Here is a 22,665-nt window from a genome sequence, read left to right as displayed (position 1 = left end):
GGCATGAGCGACCGTCCAGCCCCCCTCGCCGACCCGCACCTCCTCTTCGACCCCGCGGCCGGCCGCCGGGACATCGTCATCCTCGGCTCCACCGGGTCGATCGGCACCCAGGCCATCGACCTGGCCCTGCGCAACCCGGACCTGTTCCGGGTCACCGCCCTCTCCGCCGCCGGCGGACGGGTGGGGCTGCTGGCCGAGCAGGCCCGGCTGCTGCGGGTCGAGGCGGTGGCCGTCGCGCGCGAAGACGTCGTCCCGGCGCTCAAAGAGGCGCTGAGCGCCCAGTACGGCCCCTCCGAGCCGCTGCCCGAGATCCTGGCCGGCCCCGACGCCGCGACCGAACTCGCCACCTCCGCGTGCCACACCGTCCTCAACGGCATCACCGGTTCCATCGGTCTCGCGCCCACGCTCGCCGCGCTGCGGGCGGGCCGGACCCTGGCCCTCGCCAACAAGGAGTCGCTGATCGTCGGCGGCCCGCTGGTCAAGGCCCTCGCCAAGCCCGGCCAGATCATCCCGGTCGACTCCGAGCACGCGGCGCTCTTCCAGGCGCTCGCCGCCGGCACCCGGGCCGACGTGCGCAAGCTCGTGGTCACCGCCTCCGGCGGGCCCTTCCGCGGCCGTACGCGCGAGGAACTGGCGGGGGTCACCGTCCAGGACGCCCTCGCCCACCCGACCTGGGCCATGGGCCCGGTGATCACCATCAACTCGGCGACGCTGGTGAACAAGGGGCTGGAGGTCATCGAGGCCCACCTGCTCTACGACATCCCCTTCGAGCGGATCGAGGTCGTGGTCCATCCGCAGTCCTACGTCCACTCGATGGTGGAGTTCACGGACGGCTCCACGCTCGCCCAGGCCACCCCGCCGGACATGCGCGGCCCCATCGCGATCGGCCTCGGCTGGCCCCAGCGCGTGCCGGACGCCGCCCCCGCCTTCGACTGGACCAAGGCGTCCAGCTGGGAGTTCTTCCCGCTCGACACCGAGGCCTTCCCCGCGGTCGGCCTGGCCCGGCACGTGGGCGCCCTGGGCGGGACGGCCCCGGCCGTGTTCAACGCGGCCAACGAGGAGTGCGTCGAGGCGTTCCTGGCCGGTCGGCTGCCGTTCACAGCAATCATGGATACCGTCTCTGCCGTGGTCGATGAGCACGGGACGCCGGAGTCGGGAACCTCCCTGACGGTCCGGGACGTCCTCGAGGCGGAGGCCTGGGCCAGGGCCCGGGCGCGGGAGATGGCGGCGCGGGCCGCCGTGGAGGCGAGCGCATGACCATTCTGATGACGGTACTCGGGATCGTGATCTTCGCAGTCGGCCTGCTGGTCTCCATCGCCTGGCACGAGCTGGGGCACCTGTCCACGGCCAAGGTCTTCGGCATCCGGGTGCCGCAGTACATGGTCGGCTTCGGCCCGACCGTGTGGTCGCGCCACCGGGGCGAGACCGAGTACGGGATCAAGGCCATCCCGATGGGCGGCTACATCCGCATGATCGGGATGTTCCCGCCCGGCGAGGACGGCAAGGTCACCGCCCGCTCGACGTCGCCGTTCCGGTCGATGATCGAGGACGCGCGCTCGGCGGCGTACGAGGAGCTCCAGCCCGGCGACGAGAAGCGGCTCTTCTACACGCGCAAGCCGTGGAAGCGCGTCATCGTGATGTTCGCCGGCCCGTTCATGAACCTGATCCTGGCCGTGGCGATCTTCCTCACCACGCTCATGACCTTCGGGGTGAACACCCAGACCACCGCGGTCGCCTCGGTCTCGGACTGCGTCATCCAGCAGAGCGAGAAGCGCGACAAGTGCGCCGCCGGCGACCCGGCCGCCCCCGCCAAGGCCGCCGGACTCCAGGCCGGCGACAAGATCGTCGCTTTCAACGGCCGCAGGGCCGACGACTGGGCCGCCCTCCAGAAGGACATCCGCGCCACCGTCGGACCCGCCACGATCACCGTCGTGCGGGCCGGACAGCGGATCGACCTGAAGGCGGACCTGATCGAGAACAAGGTCGCCAAGACCGACGGCAGCGGCAAGTACGTCAAGGACGAGTACGTCACCGCGGGCTTCCTCGGCTTCGCCCCCGCCTCCGGCTACGTCCCCCAGACCTTCGGCCAGTCCGCCGAGCGCATGGGCGAGATGATGCAGGCCGGCGTCGCCTCGCTGGTCCAGCTGCCCTCCAAGGTCCCGGACCTGTGGAACGCGGCCTTCAACGGCGCCGATCGCGCGCAGGACAGCCCGATGGGCGTCGTCGGAGCCGCGCGGGTCAGCGGGGAGATCTTCAACCTCGACCTGCCGGCCACGCACATCCTGGTGATCTTCCTCAACCTGCTGGCCGGCTTCAACCTGTCGCTGTTCCTCTTCAACATGCTGCCGCTGCTCCCGCTCGACGGCGGGCACATCGCGGGAGCCCTGTGGGAGTCGGTCCGGCGCAATCTGGCCCGGCTGTTCAGGCGCCCCGACCCGGGCCCGTTCGACGTGGCGAAACTGATGCCCGTCGCGTACGTCGTCGCCGGCGTCTTCATCTGCTTCACGCTGCTGGTGATGGTCGCCGACGTGGTCAACCCGATCAAGATCACCTGACGGCGGAGCGGTCACACCACGCGGTACGGAGCCGGGCACACATCGTGCCCGGCTCCCTGCGTTCGGGTGGCACGCCCCCTCGGATGCGGGGGAGGCGCGCTGATTGGCGTAATCTCGAAGGCTGGAGCCCGCCGATCTCGGGACCTTGATCCACACCTTGGGGTTGCACAGCAGATGACTGCCATCTCTCTCGGAATGCCGGCCGTGCCGACGAAGCTTGCCGACCGCAGGGTCAGCCGCAAGATCCAGGTCGGTTCCGTGGCCGTCGGAGGCGACGCACAGATCTCGGTGCAGTCGATGACCACCACCCGCACCTCCGACATCGGCGCCACGCTCCAGCAGATCGCCGAGCTCACGGCCGCCGGCTGCAACATCGTCCGTGTGGCCTGCCCGACCCAGGACGACGCCGACGCCCTCGCCGTCATCGCGAAGAAGTCGCAGATCCCGGTCATCGCCGACATCCACTTCCAGCCCAAGTACGTGTTCGCCGCCATCGACGCCGGCTGCGCCGCCGTCCGCGTGAACCCGGGCAACATCAAGCAGTTCGACGACAAGGTCAAGGAGATCGCGCGGGCCGCCAAGGACACCGGCACCCCGATCCGGATCGGCGTCAACGCGGGCTCCCTCGACGCCCGGCTGCTGAAGAAGTACGGCAAGGCCACCCCCGAGGCGCTGGTCGAGTCCGCGCTGTGGGAGGCCTCCCTCTTCGAGGAGCACGGCTTCGGCGACATCAAGATCTCGGTCAAGCACAACGACCCGGTCGTCATGGTCAACGCCTACCGCCAGCTCGCCGCCGCCTGCGACTACCCGCTGCACCTCGGCGTCACCGAGGCCGGCCCCGCCTTCCAGGGCACCATCAAGTCCGCCGTCGCCTTCGGCGCGCTGCTCTCCGAGGGCATCGGCGACACCATCCGCGTCTCCCTCTCCGCGCCGCCGGTCGAGGAGGTCAAGGTCGGCAACCAGATCCTGGAGTCGCTGAACCTCAAGCCGCGCCGCCTGGAGATCGTCTCCTGCCCGTCCTGCGGCCGCGCCCAGGTGGACGTCTACAAGCTGGCCGAGGAGGTCACGGCGGGCCTGGAGGGCATGGAGGTCCCGCTGCGCGTCGCGGTCATGGGCTGCGTCGTAAACGGCCCCGGCGAGGCCCGCGAGGCCGACCTGGGCGTCGCCTCCGGCAACGGCAAGGGCCAGATCTTCGTGAAGGGCGAGGTCATCAAGACCGTCCCTGAGTCGAAGATCGTGGAGACCCTCATCGAAGAGGCGATGAAGATCGCCGAGCAGATGGAGCGGGACGGCGTGACCTCGGGCGAGCCCACGGTGGCCATCGGCGTGTGAGCCGCCGGGGCCCCCCGGACCCCGGCCCCGACCCCGTTCCCGCAGCTCGGGGGCGGGGTCGGGGCTTTTCCATGACCTGCGGGACACGGCATCCCCCAGCGGCTGCGGGTACAGTGCGGAGATCAGCAGACTTGCATGGTGAGGCCCCAGTGTTGACGCAGACCACCACCCGGGTCCTTGAGCCCAGTGATCTCGACGCCGCGCTCCATGTCCTCGGACGCGAGCCGGTCGCGAACGCGTTCGTCACCTCGCGGGTCCAGGTCGCCGGACTCGACCCCTGGCGCCTGGGCGGCGAGATGTGGGGCTGGTACGCCGACGGCGAGCTCCGCTCCCTCTGCTACGCCGGTGCCAACCTGGTCCCCGTCTGCGCCGGACCCGACGCCGTGCGCGCCTTCGCCGAACGAGCCCGCCGCACCGGCCGCCGCTGCTCCTCCATCGTCGGCCCCGTCGAGGCCACGAGGCTGCTCTGGCAGCTCCTGGAGCCCGCCTGGGGCCCGGCCCGCGACGTCCGGTCCCGCCAGCCCCTCATGACCATCGAGCAGCCGTCCGCCACGGTCACGGCCGACCCCGGGGTCCGCCGCATCCGCAAGGACGAGATGGACCTGATCATGCCCGCCTGCGTGGCCATGTTCACCGAGGAGGTCGGGATCTCGCCGATGGCCGGCGACGGCGGCCTCCTCTACCAGGCCCGGGTCGCCGAACTCGTCGGCGCCGGCCGCTCCTTCGCCCGCGTCGAGGACGGCAAGGTCGTCTTCAAGGCGGAGATCGGCGCCGCGACCGCCCGCGCCTGCCAGATCCAGGGGGTCTGGGTGGACCCCGAGTTCCGCGGCCGCGGACACTCCGAGACCGGGATGGCCGCCGTCGTCGCCTACGCGCTGCGGGACGTGGCCCCCGTGGTCAGCCTCTACGTCAACGACTTCAACACCGCCGCGCGCGCCTCCTACCGCCGCGTCGGCTTCCGCGAGGTCGGCGCCTTCATGAGCGTGCTGTTCTGAACGGCGCGCCGTTCTGAACCACGGGCGCGGCGCCCCGCCCGCCTCCCCCGCCTCAACCGGTGCGCCGCCGGCATACCGGCACGCCCGTACCGCCGAGTAAGGTCGCCGCATGCTGCCTACCGGACTCCGCATCGGCCCCCTCGACCTCGCCGACCGCGTGGACGAGGCCCTGCGCGTGCAGGCCGTCGCCTTCGGCCTCAGCGAGGAGGAGGTCGGCATCCGGCGCTACATCGTCCAGCGCCACATGGTCTGCCCGGGCGCCCGCGCGCTCGGCGCGTTCACCGAGGACGACGCGCTCACCGGCTTCGTGTACGGAATGCCCAACGACCGCACGCACTGGTGGTCCACCATCGTCGAACCCCACCTGGTGGCCGGAGGCCACGGAGCCTGGCTCGACGACTCCTTCGTGATCACCGAGCTGCACGTCCACCCCGGCTTCCAGGGCCACGGCGTGGGCCGCGCGCTGATCACCGGCATCACCGACGCCGCCGCCGAACCGCGCTCGATCCTCTCCGCCATCGACACCGACAGCCCCGCCCGGGGGCTCTACCGGGCCCTCGGCTACACCGACCTCGCCCGCCGGGTGCACTTCCCCAGCGCGAGCCTCCCGTACGCCGTCATGGGCGCCCGGCTGCCGCTGCTCCGCCCCTGAAACCGGTTTACGCCGCCCCCGCGGGCCCCGGTAGCCTCCCCGCATGTCTACGCAACACGTGCAGCGCATGTCCCGCCTCATGGCCAAGACCCTCCGCGAGGACCCGGCCGACGCCGAGACCCTCAGCCACCGGCTCCTGGTCCGCGCCGGCTACGTCCGGCGCAGCTCGGCCGGGGTGTGGACGTGGCTGCCGCTCGGCAAGCGGGTCCTGGACAACGTCTCGCGCGTCGTCCGCGAGGAGATGGACGCGATCGGAGCCCAGGAGGTGCTGCTCCCGGCGCTCCTGCCCAAGGAGCCGTACGAGGTCAGCGGACGCTGGTCGGAGTACGGCGACCTGCTGTTCCGCCTCAAGGACCGCAAGGGCGCCGACTACCTGCTCGGCCCCACCCACGAGGAGATCTTCACCCTGCTGGTGAAGGACCAGTGCACCTCGTACAAGGACCTGCCGGTCATGCTCTACCAGATCCAGACCAAGTACCGCGACGAGGCCCGCCCCCGGTCCGGGGTGCTGCGGGGCCGTGAGTTCCAGATGAAGGACTCGTACTCCTTCGACGTCTCCGACGAGGGCCTGGAGGAGTCGTACCGCCTCCACCGCCAGGCGTACGTCCGCATCTTCGAGCGGCTCGGCCTGGACCACCGCATCGTGTCGGCCGTCTCCGGCGCCATGGGCGGCTCGGCGTCCGAGGAGTTCCTCGCCCCGGCCGGGGCCGGCGAGGACACCTTCGCGGACTGCCCCGCCTGCGACTACGCGGCGAACACCGAGGCCGTCACCTTCGCCCTGGCGCCCGCGGCGGGGGAGCACCCGCCGCTGGAGGAGGTCGACACCCCCGGCACACCGACCATCGAGACCCTGGCCGCGCACCTGGGCGTCCCCGCCTCCGCGACCCTGAAGAACCTCCTGGTGAAGGTCGACGGCGAGATCACGGCGGTCGGCGTGCCCGGGGACCGCGAGGTGGACCTCGGCAAGCTCGGCGAGCACCTGGCCCCCGCCGTCGTCGAGCTCGTCACCGCCGAGGACTTCGCCGGCCGGCCCGACCTCGTCCGCGGGTACGTCGGCCCGCAGGGCCTGGACAAGGTCCGCTACCTGGCCGACCCGCGGGTCGCGCCCGGCACGGCCTGGGTCACCGGCGCCAACCGGGCGGACACGCACGCCCGGAACGTGGTCTGCGGCCGCGACTTCGAGGTGGACCGGTACCTGGACGTCGTCGTCGTGGAGCCCGGCGACCCCTGCCCCTCCTGCGGCGCCGGCCTGCGGCTCGACCGGGCGATCGAGATCGGGCACATCTTCCAGCTGGGCCGCAAGTACGCGGACGCCTTCGGGCTCGACGTGCTCGGCCGCGAGGGCAAGCCGGTCCGGGTGACCATGGGCTCGTACGGCATCGGCGTCTCGCGCGCGGTGGCGGCGCTGGCCGAGCAGACGGCGGACGAGCGCGGGCTGTGCTGGCCGGCGGCCGTGGCCCCGGCCGACGTCCACGTCGTCGCGGCGGGCAAGGCCGTACCCCTCGCCCTCGCGGAGTCGGCGGCGTCCACCCTGGCCGAGGCGGGGCTGCGGGTCCTGCTGGACGACCGGCCGGGCCTGTCGCCCGGCGTCAAGCTCACGGACGCGGAGCTGATCGGCGTGCCGTGGATCCTGGTCGCGGGCCGCCGCTCGGCGGAGGAGGTCGTCGAACTCCAGAACCGCGCCGCGGGCACCCGCGAGGAACTCCCCCTGGCTCAAGCCCTCGCCCGCCTCACGTAGCCGGACCCCGCCTGAGTTCCTACGCGGGGGCCTCACCCGGGGCCTCCGGGGGCCCCGCAGCCGTGACGGCCCGGCGGAGCGTGCCGTCGGCCGCCCCCTGGCCCGGGGACAGGGCAGCCGGGTCGGGCGGCCCGTCCAGGGCCGGGCCGCCGGCGGGCGCCGCGCCGGTCCCGGCCGGCCCGGGGCCCTCGGTGGCCGGGCCGGCCGGAGCAGGGTCCCCGCGCGGGGCCGTCGCCCCGGGGGCGGGGGGCGCGGGGACCGGGGCCGCGCGCTCCAGGAAGCGCAGGAGTTCCACCGGGAACGGCAGCACCAGGGTGGAGTTCTTCTCCGCCGCCACCGCCACCACCGTCTGCAGCAGCCGCAGCTGGAGCGCCGCGGGCTGCTCCGACATGACCTCCGCCGCCTCGGCCAGCTTGTGGGAGGCCTGGAGTTCCGCGTCCGCGTTGATCACGCGGGCGCGGCGCTCGCGGTCGGCCTCCGCCTGCCGGGCCATCGACCGCTTCATCGTCTCCGGCAGGGACACGTCCTTGATCTCGACCCGGTCGATCTGGACGCCCCAGCCCACCGCCGGGCTGTCGATCATCAGCTCCAGGCCCTGGTTGAGCATCTCCCGGTTGGAGAGCAGGTCGTCCAGGTCCGACTTGCCGATGATCGACCGCAGCGAGGTCTGCGCCATCTGCGAGACCGCGAAGCGGTAGTCCTCCACCGCCACGACGGCGCTGGCCGGATCGACGACCTTGAAGTACACGACGGCGTCCACCCGCACCGTGACGTTGTCCCGGGTGATGCCCTCCTGGGCCGGCACCGGCAGCGTCACGATCTGCATGTTGACCTTGCGCAGCCGGTCCACGACCGGCACGACCGTGGTGAATCCGGGACCCCGGACCTCCTCGCGCAGCCGCCCGAAGCGGAACACCAGACCCCGCTCGTACTGCTTCACCACCCGGGCGGCGAAGCCCACGTAGACCGCGACGCCCGCACCAGCGGCGATCGCCGCTGTCAGCAGTTCTTCGACCATGACGGCCCCCTGCCAGACATACCTACCTATGTACGGTATGCCCTACAACCAGGCCGCGAACTCCAGCAGCAGCTCCGCATCCCGGCGCCGCCCCGCGGCCAGCGCCCGGTTCCCCGACTCCACCGCCCGGAACAGCGTCCAGCCCCGCAGCCGGTCCCGGTCCACCTCCAGGGCGTCGGCCAGCCGGTTCATCCGGCGCCGCGCGCCGGCCGCCCCCGCCGAGGTGGCCACCTGGTCCTCCAGCCGGTCCCGGACCAGCCGGGCCAGGTCGTACGCCCGCTCCCCGACCAGCGGATCCGGACCCACCGCCAGCCACGGGGCCCGCTCGCCCGCGAGCACCTTGCCCTGCCGGAAGTTCCCGTGGAGCACCAGCTCCTCGCCGGGCACGGCCGTCAGCTCCTCGCGCGCCGCCAGGGCCGCGTCGGCCAGCGGCCGGGCCTCCGCCGGGGCGGCGCGCAGGGCCGCCGCCTGCTGCTCCGTGCGCTCCGCCACCGTCTCCAGGCCGTGTTCCGCCGGCGGCGCCACCCAGAGCCTGCGCAGCGTGCCGCAGGCCTCCAGCAGCGCCTTCGTCTCCGGCAGCGAGCGCAGCGACACCTCCGGGTGCAGCCGCTCCAGCAGCAGCGCCCCGTCCTCCTCGCGGTACCGGGTGTCGAGGACGCGCACGGCCCCGAAGCCGCCCCAGTGGGCGAGCGCCGTCAGCTCCCGGTCGGGCCGGGCCTGCGGGGGCGCGAGTTTCAGGGCGGCCGGGGTCCCGTCGTCGTACCGGACGAGGACGACCAGACTGCTGCGCCCGCCCGGGGCCTGCACCCGCTGGGCCTGCACCCCGCGCCGGGTCAGCGCGGCCTCGGCGAGGCCGGGCAACTGCCCCAGCCAGTCCGCGTCCCGCGCCGTCTCCGGCAGTTCGCCGAGCGCCCGTACAAGCCGCTGCGGCGGTTCGAAAGCCATGCGTGCGTGGTCCCTTTCAGCTGGTCCGGGCTCGTTCCGAGCGTTCCGCGAGCCCAGGGAAGGCTACGCCGACACCACGCCAGCGTGCCGCGCGCACGGCCGCGGCGCTCAGCGCGTCGGCCGCCTCGCGGCGCAGCGGACCCTCCGCGGCCCGCACCAGATCGGAGTAGGCGCCCGCCACCCGGTCCTCGATCTCCGCGGCCAGCCGCTCGGCGTCGGCGGGCGTGCGCACCGTGAACGGCAGCGCGTACGCCGCCTCCGAGGGCCGGGGCGAGCCGCCCAGCTCCCGCACCGTCCGGGTCAGCGCGTCGCGGCGGGCGAGGTGGCCGCCGAACGCCTCCCGGGCCTCGTTCGCGCGGGCCGCGGCGGCCCGGGCGCCGATCACCCCGTAGCCGTACGCGGCCGCGTGCTCGGCGGCCAGGGCGGCCTGCGCGGCCTTCAGGGCGCGGCCGGCCGGGGAGGGCTCGGGCTTCACGACGCGGCTCCGGGGTTCGAGGTCAGCAGGTACGCGTGCACGGCGCCGCAGGCGGCCACCGAGGCCAGCAGCCGCGCCAGCTCCCCGGGGGCCGCGGCCAGGTCGATGGTCCGGGACTCGGACAGGGTCCGCTCGGCGTCCGCGAGGGCGGCCAGCGCGTCGGCGGGCTTCGCGGGTACCGGCCCGCCGTGCCCCGCTCCGGGCGCGGCCGCCCCCGTACCGCCGGACGGGGGAGGGGGCGCGGCGGCGGACGGGGAGCCGGTGGCGGCGGGGGACAGGGCCGCCGTGTGCGCCGCGACGGCGGCGCGCAGCGGCGCGATCCGCTCCGCCAGCGCCGGATGGGCGGCGGTCGTGGCGTCGTAACGTTCCAGCAGGCGCCCGCTGTCACGAACGGCCGTCTCCCGCATCCGCCGTTCGAGTGGAACCACGGCGTCACCCCCGGACGGGCCCCCGTCGCACCCGGACAGCAGCACGGCGCCGGCCGCACCGGCCGCGCCGGCCAGCACACTTCTTCGCGAGGGTCTCAAAGACGGGGTCCAGGGCACGGCGGCGTCCTCGGGGGTGCGGCGGGGCAGGGTGTGATCACGGTACCCGGGGCCCCGTCCACAGGGCGGACGGCAACACCCCCCGCGACCGGATACCCTTTGACCTGACGCACGACGGAAATCACAACAGCACACGCGGCCGAGGAGTCACCCGGATGAGCACCACCCAGAGCGACAGGCTGCGCGGATTGCTGGAGCCGCTCGTCGCCGCCAAGGGCCTGGACCTCGAGGACATCGAGCTGTCCAAGGCGGGCAAGCGCCGGATGCTGCGGATCATCGTGGACTCCGACGAGGGCGTGGAGCTGGACGCGTGCGCCGAGCTGAGCCGTGAGGTCTCCGAACAGCTCGACGCGTCCGACGTGATGGGCGAGGACGAGTACGTCCTCGAAGTCAGCTCACCGGGCGCGGACCGCCCGCTCAGCGAGCACCGTCACTACGTTCGGGCGATCGGCCGCCTCGTGAAGTTTCAGCTGACCACCGAAGGTGAAAAGGGTGCCGGGGAGCTGGTCGCCCGCATCCTCGACGTCGACGACGAGGGGCTGGACCTCGAAGTACCGGGCGTGAAGGGCCGCAAGGCGACCGCCCGCCGCATCGCGTTTTCCGACATCGCCAAGGCGCGTGTCGAGATCGAGTTCAACCGCAAGGACAAGAAGGAAGAGGAGGCGTAGTCGTGGACATCGACATGAGTGCCCTGCGGGGTCTGGTCCGGGAGAAGGAGATCTCCTTCGACCTGCTCGTCGAGGCGATCGAGTCGGCCCTCCTCATCGCGTACCACCGGACCGACGGGAGCTTCCGCCGCGCACGCGTCGAGCTGGACCGCACCAACGGTCACGTGGTCGTGTGGGCGACGGAAGACCCGAGGGACCTCGAAGAGGGACAGGAGCCCAAGGAGTTCGACGACACCCCGTCGGACTTCGGCCGGATCGCCGCGACGACCGCCAAGCAGGTGATCCTGCAGCGTCTGCGCGACGCCGAGGACGACCTGACCTTCGGCGAGTTCGCGGGCCGCGAGGGCGACGTCATCACCGGCGTCGTCCAGCAGGGCAAGGACCCGAAGAACGTCCTCGTGGACATCGGCAAGCTCGAGGCCATCCTGCCGGTGCAGGAGCAGGTGCCCGGCGAGGACTACACGCACGGACTGCGCCTCAAGGCGTACGTCGTGCGCGTCGCGAAGGGTGTCCGCGGTCCGTCCGTGACCCTGTCGCGCACCCACCCCAACCTGGTGAAGAAGCTCTTCTCCCTGGAGGTCCCGGAGATCGCCGACGGCAGCGTCGAGATCTCCGCGATCGCCCGCGAGGCCGGCCACCGCACCAAGATCGCCGTCCGGTCCACCCGCTCGGGCCTGAACCCGAAGGGCGCCTGCATCGGCCCGATGGGCAGCCGCGTGCGCAACGTGATGGCAGAGCTGCACGGCGAGAAGATCGACATCGTCGACTGGTCGGACGACCCGGCGGAGATGGTCGCGAACGCGCTGTCCCCCGCCCGGGTGAGCGAGGTCCAGGTCGTCGACTGGGACACCCGCTCCGCACGGGTGACCGTCCCCGACTACCAGCTGTCGCTGGCCATCGGCAAGGAGGGCCAGAACGCCCGCCTCGCCGCACGGCTCACGGGCTGGCGCATCGACATCCGTCCCGACACCGAGGTGTCTTCGGACACAGACCGGGACCCGAACGCGGACCGGGGCGCCGACCGGGAATAAACCGGTACCGGTCGGGGCTTCCCGGGCGGTACACAGGATCACGACGCCGCGAGCCGGAGCCCCATACGGGGTTCCGGCGGTTTCGACAGCGGATCGTGGGACATCGGATCACGACAACATCCGTTCGATTTTTCACCTGAAGGGGTGAGGTCGCTACGGGGAGGTAGACTAAGGCGTGTCTGGCCGGACGCAAGCCCGCGCATGCCCCGAACGCACCTGTGTGGGGTGTCGGGAGCGAGCGGCCAAGAACGAACTGCTGCGCATCGTGGCGGTCGGGGACGAATGCGTCCCCGATCCACGCGGTACGCTGCCCGGCCGGGGTGCCTACGTGCACCCCGCCGTGGTCTGCCTCGACCAGGCGGTCCGCCGCCGGGCGTTCCCCCGGGCCCTCCGGTCCGCCGGAACGCTCGACACCGCGGAACTCCGCACAGCCGTGGCCGTTCAGGCCGAGGCGACACCGTAAGACGTAGAACGGCACGGATGCCCCGTGCGGTCAGGTACCTCGCGAGTTGGAAGTAGGTCGAGATTGCGATGAGCACTCGATGAGTACGCGATGAGTACGCCCATGAAGTAGCAACGGTCCGGCGTAACCCGGACCTAAAAGGAGCGAAGTGGCTAAGGTCCGGGTATATGAACTCGCCAAGGAGTTCGGAGTTGAGAGCAAGGTCGTCATGGCCAAGCTCCAAGAACTCGGTGAGTTCGTCCGTTCGGCGTCCTCGACGATCGAGGCGCCGGTTGTACGCAAGTTGACCGACGCACTGCAGGGCCCCGGCGGCAACGCCGGCAAGTCCGCTGCGAAGCCGGGTGCGCCCCGCAAGGCCGCGCCCGCCAAGCCCGGGGCCCCCACCCCGGCACGTCCCGGCGCGCCGAAGCCCGGCGCCCCGGCCCCCAAGCCGGTCGTCGCGGAGGCCCCGGCCGCCGCAGCGCCCGCACCGGTGACCCCGGCCGCTTCCGGCCCGCGTCCCGGCCCGAAGGCCCCGGCCGCCCCGAAGCCCGCTCCGGCGGCTCCCGTGGCGACCGAGTTCTCCGCGCCTCCGGCGGCCCCGGCCGCCCCGGCGCGCACCGAGCGTCCCGCCGCCGCGGCTCCCGGCCCCCGTCCGGCGCAGCAGCGTCCGGCCCAGGGTCAGGGCGGCCAGTCCGGCGCCCGTCCCGGCGCCCCGCGCCCGGCCGGTTCCGCCCCCGGTGCCCCGTCGCAGCGTCCCGCGGGCCCCGGCTCGCAGGCCCCGCGTCCCCAGGGCGCCCGTCCGGCCGGTCCCCGTCCGGGCAACAACCCCTTCACCTCTGGTGGCTCCACCGGCATGGCGCGCCCGCAGGCGCCCCGTCCGGCCGGCGCCCCCCGTCCCGGTGCCCCCGGCGCCGGCGGCGGCCAGGGTGCCCCCCGCCCGCAGGGCGGCCCCGGCGGCGCTCCGCGTCCGCAGGGCGCAGGCCGTCCGACCCCGGGCGGCATGCCGCGCCCGCAGGGCGGCGCCCCGCGTCCGGGTGGTGCCCCCGGTGGTAACCGTCCCAACCCGGGCATGATGCCGCAGCGTCCCGCTGCCGGTGGTCCCGGTCCCCGTCCCGGTGGCGGCCCCGGTGGCCGTGGTCCCGGTACGGGCGGCGCGGGTCGTCCCGGCGGTGCCGGCGGCGCCCGTCCCGGCGGCGGCGGCGGCTTCGCCGGCCGTCCGGCCGGTCCGGGCTCGCGTCCCGGCGGCGGTGGCGGCTTCGGCGGTCCCCGTCCCGGTGGCGGCGGCTTCGGCGGCGGTCCGGCCGGTGCCGGTGGCGGCGGTCGTCCCGGCTTCGGCGGGCGTCCCGGCGGTCCCGGTGCCCGTGGTGGCACGCAGGGCGCCTTCGGCCGTCCCGGCGGTCCCGCGCGTCGCGGTCGCAAGTCCAAGCGTCAGAGGCGCCAGGAGTACGAGGCCATGCAGGCCCCGTCGGTCGGCGGCGTGATGCTGCCGCGCGGCCAGGGCGAGACCGTTCGCCTGTCGCGTGGTGCCTCCCTCACCGACTTCGCGGAGAAGATCAACGCCAACCCGGCGTCGCTCGTCGCCGTGATGATGAACCTCGGCGAGATGGTCACTGCCACGCAGTCCGTCTCCGACGAGACGCTCGAGATGCTGGCCGGCGAGATGAACTACACGGTTCAGATCGTCAGCCCGGAGGAAGAGGACCGCGAGCTCCTCGAGACCTTCGACATCGAGTTCGGCGAGGACGAGGGCGGCGAGGAGTTCCTCATGCCGCGTCCGCCGGTCGTGACCGTCATGGGTCACGTCGACCACGGTAAGACCCGACTGCTCGACGCCATCCGCAAGACGAACGTCGTTGCGGGCGAGGCCGGTGGCATCACGCAGCACATCGGTGCGTACCAGGTCGGTACCGAGGTCAACGGTGAAGAGCGCAAGATCACCTTCATCGACACCCCGGGTCACGAGGCGTTCACCGCCATGCGAGCCCGTGGTGCCAAGTCGACCGACATCGCGATCCTCGTGGTCGCGGCGAACGACGGCGTCATGCCGCAGACGATCGAGGCGCTGAACCACGCCCAGGCGGCCGGCGTGCCGATCGTGGTCGCGGTCAACAAGATCGACGTCGAGGGCGCCGACCCGGTCAAGGTGCGCGGTCAGCTCACCGAGTTCGGTCTGGTCGCCGAGGAGTACGGCGGCGACACGATGTTCGTCGACATCTCCGCCAAGCAGGGTCTGCACATCGACTCCCTGCTGGAGGCCGTCGTCCTCACCGCCGACGCCTCGCTCGACCTGCGCGCCAACCCGGAGCAGGACGCTCAGGGTATTGCGATCGAGTCCCACCTCGACCGCGGCCGCGGTGCCGTCGCCACCGTCCTCGTCCAGCGCGGTACCCTCCGCGTCGGCGACACGATGGTCGTGGGCGACGCCTACGGCCGAGTGCGCGCCATGCTCGACGACAAGGGCAACAACGTCGAGGAAGCGGGTCCGTCGACCCCCGTCCTGGTCCTGGGTCTCACCAACGTCCCCGGCGCCGGCGACAACTTCCTCGTCGTCGACGAGGACCGCACGGCCCGTCAGATCGCCGAGAAGCGTGCTGCGCGTGAGCGCAACGCCAACTTCGCCAAGCGCGTCCGCCGGGTGTCCCTGGAAGACCTCGACTCGGTCCTCAAGGCCGGTCTCGTCCAGGAGCTCAACCTCATCATCAAGGGCGACGCGTCCGGTGCGGTGGAGGCCCTCGAGTCCTCGCTGCTCCAGCTCGACGTCGGCGAAGAGGTCGACATCCGCGTCCTGCACCGCGGTGTGGGTGCGGTCACCGAGTCCGACATCAACCTGGCGATGGGCTCCGACGCCATCGTCATCGGCTACAACGTCCGTGCGGCCGGCCGTGCCGCGCAGATGGCGGAGCGCGAGGGTGTCGACGTCCGCTACTACTCGGTGATCTACCAGGCCATCGAGGAGATCGAGGCGGCCCTGAAGGGTCTCCTCAAGCCGGAGTACGAAGAGGTCGAGCTCGGTACGGCGGAGGTCCGCGAGGTCTTCCGCTCGTCCAAGCTGGGCAACATCGCCGGTGTCCTCATCCGGTCCGGCGAGGTCAAGCGCAACACCAAGGCGCGGCTCCTGCGCGATGGCAAGGTCATCGCCGAGAGCCTCACCATCTCCGGTCTGCGCCGCTTCAAGGACGACGTCACCGAGATCCGCGAAGGCTTCGAGGGCGGTATCAACCTCGGAAACTTCAACGACATCAAGATCGACGACGTCATCGCGACGTACGAGATGCGCGAGAAGCCCCGCGCGTAAGCGCGAGGCGGTTCGCACCGTGTCGTAACACCGGGGCCGGTCGGCGGAATATCCGTCGATCGGCCCCGGCCGTTGCGTGTACGGTTCTGGTGACCCGGCCGCACGGCGGCCGGGTGATCCTGCCGGGCGACGGCCCGGCAGGCCACCGAACCCGCACCGGCGGGACATCCGGAACTGCATGTACGTGGGGACTCTGTCCTTCGATCTGCTCCTCGGCGACGTTCACTCGCTGAAGGAGAAACGCTCCGTCGTCCGGCCAATCGTGGCCGAACTCCACCGCAAGTTCTCCGTGAGCGCGGCTGAAGTGGGCGACCAGGACCTGCACCGCAGGGCCCGACTCGGGGTCGCTCTGGTGAGTGGGGACGCGGGGTTCCTCTCGGACGTACTGGACCGCTGCGAGCGGTTGGTCGCGGCACGTCCGGAAGTGGAGCTGCTGTCCGTACGACGGCGCTTCCACGGTGATGAAGACTGATTGCTTGTCTGCAAGAAAGAAGGAGACGGACCAGTGGCCGACAATGCGCGGGCGAAGAAGCTGGCGGACCTCATCCGGGAGGTGGTGGCCGAGAAGCTGCAGCGCGGTGTCAAGGACCCCCGCCTCGGTACGCACGTGACCATCACGGACACCCGGGTCACCGGCGACCTGCGGGAGGCTTCGGTCTTCTACACGGTCTACGGGGACGACGAGGACCGGGCCAGCGCGGCAGCGGGCCTGGAGAGCGCCAAGGGCGTTCTGCGCTCCGCGGTCGGCCGGGCGGCGGGAACCAAGTTCACGCCCACCCTGACCTTCATCGCGGACGCCCTCCCGGAGAACGCCAAGACGATCGAGGACCTCCTCGAGAAGGCGCGTACCTCCGACGCCCAGGTGCGCGAGGTCTCCTCCGGCGCGAAGTACGCCGGCGATGCCGACCCGTACAAGAAGCCCGAAGAGGACTCCGACGACTCCGACGAGGACGCAGCCGCGGAATGAGCACCGAAGCAGGGAAGACTCCGGACGGCCTTGTCATCGTCGACAAGCCGTCCGGTTTCACGTCGCACGACGTGGTCGCCAAGATGCGGGGGATCGCCAAGACCCGCCGCGTCGGCCACGCCGGCACGCTCGACCCGATGGCGACGGGCGTGCTGGTCCTGGGCATCGAGAAGGCCACCAAGCTCCTCGGCCACCTCGCGCTCACGGAGAAGGAGTACCTCGGCACGATCCGGCTGGGCCAGAACACCCTGACGGACGACGCCGAAGGCGAGCTGACCTCCTCCACGGACGCCACCGGGGTCACCCGGGACGCCGTGGACGCGGGCATCGCCAAGCTGTCCGGCGAGATCATGCAGGTCCCGTCCAAGGTCAGCGCCATCAAGATCAAGGGCGTGCGCTCCTACAAGCGCGCCCGCGACGGCGAGGACTTCGAGATCCCGGCCCGGCCGGTGACCGTCTCGTCGTTCCAGGTGTACGACATGCGCGAGGCGGAGGCCGAGGACGGCACCAAGGTCGTCGACCTCGTCGTCTCCGTCGTCTGCTCCAGCGGTACGTACATCCGCGCCCTCGCCCGCGACCTCGGCGCGGACCTCGGCGTGGGCGGACACCTGACGGCGCTGCGGCGCACCCGGGTGGGCCCGTACAAGATCGACCGGGCGCGGACGCTGGACCAGCTCCAGGAGGAGCTGACCGTCATGCCGATCGGCGAGGCGGCCGCGGCCGCATTCCCGCGGTGGGACCTGGACGCCCGGCGGGCCTCGCTGCTCGCCAACGGCGTGCGGATCGAGATGCCGGAGGTGTACGGGGACGGGCGTACGGTTGCGGTCTACGGGCCGGAGGGCCGGCTGCTCGGGCTCGTGGAGAGCAAGGGCGGTAAGGCGAAGTCCCTCGCGGTCTTCGCCTGACGGCACGTGGCCGGGCCGGGCGGGGCTTATCCGGGCCGGGCCGAGTTGTTCGAGCCGGGTCGAGTTGATCCGATCTGCGGAGCGTCGGTGTCCCGTTGGGGGCGGCGGCGCTCCGTTCGGCTGTGGCCGCGCTCTGTAGGAGCCGGCTGATGTTGACGTGGAGCGGTGAGCGCACATCGCTTGCTGCTCACCGCTCCACGACCCCCCTCGGGTAGGTCTCTATCCATCCGGGCCCCTGTATTCACCCGTCCGAGCAGGCGCTCGGAGTGAATGGAGGGAGCGTAAGGGGGCGCGTTCGCCTCGCGTGCTGTTCGCGCTGATCTTCACCTGCCTACCGTCGTGCGTACGCGGCGTTGCGGGGGTGGTGCGGCCATGACGGAAGTTGCGGACGGGGCGGGCGGGGTCACCGGTGCCGGGGTGGGGCGGGGGCCGGGGGCCGGAGCTCGTCAGGATCTGCGACTCCGCCGGGCTGACGCGCGGCAGCGGGTTCGTCGCCGACGGCCGGGGGACGCTGGTCACCAGCCATGAGGCCGTCGACGGCCTGACCCGGGTGGTGCTCCACGGGCCGGGGCCGGCGGGGCGCGTGTGGGTGGCGCGCCCGCAGGACGTGACCGCGCTGCCGGAACTCGCGCTGGCGCTCGTACGGACCGACGGGCCGGCTCGGGGTGCGGCCGCTGCCGGTGGCGGCGCGCGGGGTGGTCGGGCCGGGGACGTACATACGGCTGCTCGCGCGGGGATGGCGGCAGGCGCGGGTGCTGGGGGGTGTGGAGGTTCTCCTACCTGGCGGCGGACGGGCGGCGGTACGTGCTGTCGGGGGGCCGTCGGGAGTGGTGGGAGCGGTGGGACCGGCGGCCCGGGCGCTGGACGCCGCCGCCCGCGTTGTCGCGGCTGCTGCGCCCTCTTCCGCTTCCGCGGCCCGCCCTGCGTTCCGGCCTCCGTGGCTCCTGTGGCTGCTCCTGTGGCTGCCCCCCTGCGGGCGGGGTGGCTCCCGTACCCTCTGCCGCTTTCGGTGAGGGAGCCGAACGGGCTTCCGCCGAGGGGCTGTTGGCGGACCCCGAGGCGGGTCGGGTGCCCGTGCAGCGGGGGGATGCCCAACCGGCGGGCCCGCAGGGCTCCGCAGGGCTCCGCAGGGCCTGGCCGGGCAGGCGCCGCCCGGACGGGCGGGGGAGCCGCCGGTACCGAGTCTGCGTCCGCCTCCGCGCTCGACCGCGGTGCCGCTCGTGGTGCGGGGTGCCGGCGACCGGAACCCCGGTGCGCGCCGGGACGCCGCCGCCATCCCGGACGGCAGCTGCTGCGGGCTCCGGGCGGGCCGGCCGTGTTCGAGCGGCGGACGGTCGAGCCGGCCCGCAACGACCCGGCCTTCGGGGCGCTCGTGGCCAGCTGGCTGGCACGGGCGGAAGCGGAGGCGGCCGCCCTGCTGGGGCCGGGCGCGCGGCGGACGGTGAAGACGCTCGGCAGGGCCGCCGCGGATGTGACGTGACGACCTGACACAGGAGGTCTCCGACTCCGATGCCGATGCGGGGCACCGGCCACCGGCATGGCAGTCTTAGACCTGCAATCGGCAATCGGTACAGGGTCCACACGGGTTCGGGCGAGGAGCGGTCACAGTGCAGCGCTGGCGTGGCTTGGAGGACATCCCCCAGGACTGGGGACGCAGCGTCGTCACCATCGGCTCCTACGACGGTGTGCACCGCGGTCATCAGCTCATCATCGGACGGGCGGTGGCCGAAGCGCGCGCGCTCGGCGTCCCGTCCGTCGTCGTCACCTTCAGCCCGCACCCCAGCGAGGTCGTCCGCCCCGGCAGCCACCCGCCGATCCTGGCCCCGTACGACCGGCGCGCCGAACTGATGGCGGGGCTGGGCGTGGACGCGCTGCTGATCCTGCCGTTCACGGCGGAGTTCTCGCAGCTGTCCCCGGCCGACTTCATCGTGAAGGTGCTCGTCGACAAGCTGCACGCGCGCGCCGTCATCGAGGGCCCGAACTTCCGCTTCGGCCACCGGGCCGCGGGGAACGTCGACTTCCTGCGCGAGCTGGGCGCCACGTACGACTACGAGGTCGAGGTCGTGGACCTGGTCGAGCGCGGCGAGGCGGGCGGCGGAGTGCCGTTCTCCTCCACGCTGGCGCGCAGGCTCGTCGCCGAGGGTGACATGGACGGCGCGGCCGAGATCCTGGGCCGCCCGCACCGGGTCGAGGGCGTCGTGGTGCGCGGTGCGCAGCGCGGACGCGAGCTGGGCTACCCGACGGCCAACGTCGAGACGCAGCCGCACACCGCGATCCCGGCGGACGGGGTGTACGCGGGCTGGCTGACCGCGGACGGAGAGCGGATGCCCGCGGCGATCTCGGTCGGTACGAACGTGCAGTTCGACGCCACCGAGCGGACCGTGGAGGCGTACGCCATCGACCGCGTCGGACTGGACCTGTACGGCATGCACGTGGCCGTCGACTTCCTCGCCTACGTGCGCGGGATGGCGAAGTTCGAGTCGCTCGACGGGCTGCTGGAGGCGATCGCGGACGACGTGAAGCGGGCGCGGGTGCTGACCGAGGCGTACGACACGGAGCGCTGACGCACCGCCCGCCGCGCCGGAAGGAACGGCGCCGGAAGGAAAAGCGCCGGAACGGCGGAAGGGTCCGTACCACCCCGGGGTGGTACGGACCCTTCCCGCTGCCGGGCGCGACCCGGTGCCCGTGCGCCGGGCGGGCACCGGGTCGCGTCCCCCTCAGCCGAGGCGCGGGTCGCGCGGGGGCTGGGAGGGCTGCGGCTGCTGCTGCGGGGCCGGCTGCTGCTGCCAGGGCTGGCCGGGCTGGGGGTAGGGCTGTCCGTAGGGCTGCGGGGGCTGCTGGTACGGGGACTGGCCCTGGGGCGGCCCGTACGGGGACTGCTGGGCCGGACCCTGGGGCTGCGGGTGGGGCTGGTGGGGCTGCTGGGGGGCGCCCCAGTGGTTCTGCGCGGCCTGCTGCTGCGCCCGGGAGAAGTCCTCGGCCACCAGGGCGGAGAGGTGGAAGTACGCCTCGCGGGTCTTGGGCCGCAGCATGTCGAGGTCGACCTCGGCGCCGGCCGCGAGGTGCTCGTCGAAGGGCACCACGACGACACCGCGGCAGCGGGTCTCGAAGTGCTGCACGATGTCCTCGACCTTGATCATCTTGCTGGTCTCGCGGACCCCGGAGATGACGGTGAGGGACCGCGAGACCAGGTCGGCGTAGCCGTGGGCCGAGAGCCAGTCGAGGGTGGTGCTGGCGCTGCTGGCGCCGTCCACGGACGGGGTCGAGATGATGATCAGCTGGTCGGCCAGGTCCAGGACGCCGCGCATGGCGGAGTAGAGGAGCCCGGTGCCCGAGTCCGTGAGGATGATCGGGTACTGGCGGCCGAGCGTCTCTATGACGCGGCGGTAGTCCTCGTCGTTGAAGGTCGTCGAGACGGCCGGGTCCACGTCGTTGGCGATGATCTCCAGCCCGGAGGGCGCCTGCGAGGTGAACCGGCGGATGTCCATGTACGAGTTCAGGTACGGGATCGCCTGGACCAGGTCCCGGATCGTCGCGCCGGTCTCGCGGCGGACGCGGCGGCCGAGGGTGCCGGCGTCGGGGTTCGCGTCGATCGCCAGGATCTTGTCCTGGCGCTCGGTGGCGAGGGTGGCGCCGAGGGCGGTGGTGGTCGTGGTCTTGCCGACGCCGCCCTTGAGGCTGATGACGGCGATGCGGTAGCAGGACATGACCGGGGTGCGGATCAGCTCCAGCTTGCGCTGGCGCTCCGCTTCGGCCGCCTTGCCGCCGAAGCGGAACCGGCTTCCGCCACCGCCACCGCCACCGCCACTGTTGTTCCTGGGCTTCTGCTTGTTGCGCAGCAGACGGTCGGAGGACAGCTCGACGGCGGCCGTGTAGCCGAGCGGCGCCCCGCCGGCGGCCTGTCCGCCGGAGTAGCGGGGGTCGTGCTGGGGCTGCGGCTGCCGGTCGGCAGACCACTGGCCGGCGGAACGGGGGTCCTGCTGAGGGGCCGGGGCCTGGGGCTGGGCCTGGGCCTGCGGGGGGTACGGGTACGCGTCCTGCGCCGCGAACGTGGGCGGCAGCGACGGCAGCTCTGCATCCGGTCCCCCGAAGGAGTGCTCGGGCCCGGGCTGCGGGCCGGGCTGCGGGACCTCCGGCGGGCCGGCCGGTCCCGCGGCCCCCGCGGCGGGGGTTCCCCCGAACGGGGTCTCCCCGGGCACGGGCACCGGCGCCGGGGCGGCGTCGCGGTACGGGCCGGGCACGGGGGCGTCGGCGGGAGCCGGCGTCCCGTACGCGGGGACGGCGTCGGCGGGGGCTGCCGGGGCGGAGTCCCGGTAGGGATCGGGCGCGGGGGCCCCGGCGGCGGGCGCCGCACCGGGAGCCGGGTACGGGGCGGGCGGCTCGACCGGCACCGGGTACGCCGCCGGAGGCGTCGGAGCCGGGTACGTCACCGGCGGCTGGACCGGGGCCGGGGCGTCTGCCCGGTAGGGGCCGGGCGCGGGGGCCCCGGCTCCCGCGGCGTCGGCCGGGGCCGCGTCCCGGGGCGGCGTGTCCCGGGGTGCCGCGTCCGGGTACGGCCCGCCCTCGGACGGGACTTCGCGGTACGGCGCGGGCGGCAGCGGGGCGTCCCCGTAGGGCGCGTCCTGGACCGGCGCGTCCTCGCGGGACGCTGCCGAGACCGGCGGAACCGGCGCCCGGTGCGGGTCGGGCGCGGGTGCCCCGACCGGCGCCGGAGCCTCCGGCGCGTGACCGGCGGCCGGGGCGCCGTACGGGCCGGACGCCGGGGAAGCGGCCGCGAGCGGCGCGGGGGCCCCGTACGGGCCGGGCAGTTCGGGCGCCGCGTTCCGGGGCGCGAGCGGCGCCGGAGCCTCGACCGGGGCGGGCGCGGGCGCCTCGTCCACAAGCGGCGCCGGAGCCGGCACCTCGGGCGCGGGCGCCGGCGCCCGGTAGCCGTCCTGCGGCTCGACCGCGGCGGGAGCCTCGGGAACCGGTACGGCGGCGGGCACCTGCACCGGCCCCGCCACCGGCGCGAGCGGCGCCGGAGCCTCGACCGGGGCGGGCGCGGGCGCCTCGTCCACAAGCGGCGCCGGAGCCGGCACCTCGGGCGCGGGCGCCGGCGC

The 22,665-nt window shown here is 73.2% G+C and carries 20 protein-coding genes; 15 read left to right on the top strand and 5 right to left on the bottom strand.

The features are described from left to right. The first annotated feature begins 3 nt into the window (after positions 1–3). From dxr to ACFWTC_RS08335, 6 genes are all read left to right on the top strand, one after another. Complete coding sequence (gene dxr / locus ACFWTC_RS08360) at positions 4–1,257, top strand: 1-deoxy-D-xylulose-5-phosphate reductoisomerase (RefSeq protein ID WP_383919213.1); 1,254 nt, start codon at positions 4–6, stop codon at positions 1,255–1,257. Beyond that, positions 1,254–2,555 carry a M50 family metallopeptidase gene (locus ACFWTC_RS08355; protein ID WP_383919210.1) on the top strand — a complete coding sequence of 434 codons (1,302 nt, stop codon included), beginning with the start codon at positions 1,254–1,256 and terminating at the stop codon, positions 2,553–2,555. Before dxr ends, ACFWTC_RS08355 begins: the two co-directional genes overlap by 4 nt. A gap of 174 nt (positions 2,556–2,729) precedes the next feature. Beyond that, positions 2,730–3,887, top strand: coding sequence for a flavodoxin-dependent (E)-4-hydroxy-3-methylbut-2-enyl-diphosphate synthase (gene ispG / locus ACFWTC_RS08350; RefSeq protein ID WP_267717492.1), 1,158 nt, complete (start codon positions 2,730–2,732; stop codon positions 3,885–3,887). A 152-nt stretch (positions 3,888–4,039) separates the two neighbouring features. Continuing rightward, entirely contained in the window at positions 4,040–4,882 is an 843-nt protein-coding gene (locus ACFWTC_RS08345) for a GNAT family N-acetyltransferase (RefSeq protein WP_383919207.1), read from the top strand. A gap of 109 nt (positions 4,883–4,991) precedes the next feature. Beyond that, positions 4,992–5,534, top strand: a complete 543-nt coding sequence (locus ACFWTC_RS08340; RefSeq protein ID WP_383919204.1) for a GNAT family N-acetyltransferase — start codon at positions 4,992–4,994, stop codon at positions 5,532–5,534. 43 nt (positions 5,535–5,577) lie between these two features. Beyond that, the gene (locus tag ACFWTC_RS08335) at positions 5,578–7,272 is read left to right on the top strand and encodes a proline--tRNA ligase (RefSeq protein WP_383919201.1); all 1,695 of its coding nucleotides are present in this window, start codon (positions 5,578–5,580) and stop codon (positions 7,270–7,272) included. Positions 7,273–7,291: 19 nt separating this feature from the next. On the opposite strand, the gene ACFWTC_RS08330 is transcribed toward ACFWTC_RS08335, so the two are convergent. The 4 genes from ACFWTC_RS08330 to ACFWTC_RS08315 are packed head-to-tail and all read right to left on the bottom strand — an operon-like array spanning position 7,292 to position 10,138. Further along, positions 7,292–8,290 carry a slipin family protein gene (locus ACFWTC_RS08330; RefSeq protein WP_383919198.1) on the bottom strand — a complete coding sequence of 333 codons (999 nt, stop codon included), beginning with the start codon at positions 8,288–8,290 and terminating at the stop codon, positions 7,292–7,294. Between the two features lie 42 nt (positions 8,291–8,332). After that, positions 8,333–9,235: an aminoglycoside phosphotransferase family protein gene (locus tag ACFWTC_RS08325; RefSeq protein ID WP_384027286.1), complete on the bottom strand. Its 903-nt coding sequence runs from the start codon at positions 9,233–9,235 to the stop codon at positions 8,333–8,335. A 16-nt stretch (positions 9,236–9,251) separates the two neighbouring features. Next, the gene (locus ACFWTC_RS08320) at positions 9,252–9,710 is read right to left on the bottom strand and encodes a ferritin-like domain-containing protein (protein ID WP_383919192.1); all 459 of its coding nucleotides are present in this window, start codon (positions 9,708–9,710) and stop codon (positions 9,252–9,254) included. Beyond that, positions 9,707–10,138, bottom strand: coding sequence for a hypothetical protein (locus ACFWTC_RS08315; protein ID WP_383919189.1), 432 nt, complete (start codon positions 10,136–10,138; stop codon positions 9,707–9,709). The genes ACFWTC_RS08320 and ACFWTC_RS08315 overlap by 4 nt, the downstream gene beginning before the upstream one ends. 272 nt (positions 10,139–10,410) lie before the next feature. Between ACFWTC_RS08315 and rimP the strand changes: the two genes are divergently transcribed. From rimP to ACFWTC_RS08270, 9 genes are all read left to right on the top strand, one after another. Beyond that, positions 10,411–10,923 (top strand): ribosome maturation factor RimP, encoded by a 513-nt coding sequence (rimP, locus tag ACFWTC_RS08310; protein ID WP_383919186.1) that lies wholly within the window; start codon positions 10,411–10,413, stop codon positions 10,921–10,923. A gap of 2 nt (positions 10,924–10,925) precedes the next feature. Then, complete coding sequence (gene nusA / locus ACFWTC_RS08305) at positions 10,926–11,954, top strand: transcription termination factor NusA (RefSeq protein WP_383919183.1); 1,029 nt, start codon at positions 10,926–10,928, stop codon at positions 11,952–11,954. 175 nt (positions 11,955–12,129) lie between these two features. Beyond that, the gene (locus ACFWTC_RS08300) at positions 12,130–12,417 is read left to right on the top strand and encodes a YlxR family protein (RefSeq protein ID WP_383919180.1); all 288 of its coding nucleotides are present in this window, start codon (positions 12,130–12,132) and stop codon (positions 12,415–12,417) included. 148 nt (positions 12,418–12,565) lie between these two features. After that, positions 12,566–15,694 carry a translation initiation factor IF-2 gene (gene infB / locus ACFWTC_RS08295; protein ID WP_383919177.1) on the top strand — a complete coding sequence of 1,043 codons (3,129 nt, stop codon included), beginning with the start codon at positions 12,566–12,568 and terminating at the stop codon, positions 15,692–15,694. A gap of 178 nt (positions 15,695–15,872) precedes the next feature. Next, entirely contained in the window at positions 15,873–16,166 is a 294-nt protein-coding gene (locus tag ACFWTC_RS08290; protein ID WP_383919174.1) for a DUF503 domain-containing protein, read from the top strand. A gap of 33 nt (positions 16,167–16,199) precedes the next feature. Then, positions 16,200–16,661: a 30S ribosome-binding factor RbfA gene (gene rbfA, locus ACFWTC_RS08285; RefSeq protein WP_383919171.1), complete on the top strand. Its 462-nt coding sequence runs from the start codon at positions 16,200–16,202 to the stop codon at positions 16,659–16,661. Further along, on the top strand, positions 16,658–17,566 hold the full coding sequence (gene truB / locus ACFWTC_RS08280) for a tRNA pseudouridine(55) synthase TruB (protein ID WP_384027284.1): 909 nt from the start codon (positions 16,658–16,660) through the stop codon (positions 17,564–17,566). The genes rbfA and truB overlap by 4 nt, the downstream gene beginning before the upstream one ends. Positions 17,567–18,881: 1,315 nt before the next feature. After that, a complete protein-coding gene (locus ACFWTC_RS08275; protein ID WP_383919166.1) occupies positions 18,882–19,046 on the top strand; it encodes a hypothetical protein in 165 nt (54 codons plus the stop codon). A 127-nt stretch (positions 19,047–19,173) separates the two neighbouring features. Further along, a complete protein-coding gene (locus ACFWTC_RS08270; RefSeq protein ID WP_383919163.1) occupies positions 19,174–20,130 on the top strand; it encodes a bifunctional riboflavin kinase/FAD synthetase in 957 nt (318 codons plus the stop codon). Between the two features lie 153 nt (positions 20,131–20,283). On the opposite strand, the gene ACFWTC_RS08265 is transcribed toward ACFWTC_RS08270, so the two are convergent. Further along, positions 20,284–22,665: MinD/ParA family protein (locus ACFWTC_RS08265; RefSeq protein ID WP_384074116.1), on the bottom strand; the 2,382-nt coding region annotated here is incomplete at its 5' end.

It is taken from the genome of Streptomyces sp. NPDC058619 (assembly GCF_042717785.1).
GTDB lineage: Bacteria > Actinomycetota > Actinomycetes > Streptomycetales > Streptomycetaceae > Streptomyces.
The sequence above is the reverse complement of the archived record's forward strand: the minus strand, read 5'-3'. Positions and strand labels throughout refer to the sequence as shown.